The following is a 435-nucleotide window of genomic DNA, read 5'->3' on the forward strand; positions in this document are numbered from 1 at the left end:
CAATGAGTCGGTAGAGTCTGGTATAGACTGGTGGCGGCGTAGATAGCGAATCACAACGTCTAGAGTAATATCTGGACGAATTGTGATGGTATCGGTGTTCATCAAGCCGCCAGCGGTGTCCTCAGGGTATGATAGAACAGCCTCAACGCGGTGGCGGTCTTGGGTATCCATTGATACCAAGACTTCTTTAATAATGGTATCGGGCAGCTGCTGTAATAAGTCAGCAATATCATCCGTATCTAAGCCTTCGGTTGCTGCCAACAACTCTTCAGGATTCATTCGGTTCAGGTAGATCGCCTGAATATCATCGGTGAGATATTGCAGTACATCACCACGAAACTCAGCTTCAATCATACTCCAAAGCAAGTCACGTTCTTTTGGTGGTGACGATTCCAATAGATGTGCAACATCCTGTGCAGGTAAGCCGCGGTTGAT

At 47.1% G+C, this 435-nt stretch carries 1 protein-coding gene; it reads right to left on the reverse strand.

Annotated elements, in window-relative coordinates:
* On the reverse strand, positions 1-435 hold a 435-nt coding region (locus BTA35_RS16885), incomplete at both ends, for a magnesium transporter MgtE N-terminal domain-containing protein (RefSeq protein ID WP_139363725.1).

The sequence above is a fragment of the Oceanospirillum linum genome (assembly GCF_001995095.2).
GTDB classification, from domain to species: domain Bacteria; phylum Pseudomonadota; class Gammaproteobacteria; order Pseudomonadales; family Halomonadaceae; genus Oceanospirillum; species Oceanospirillum linum.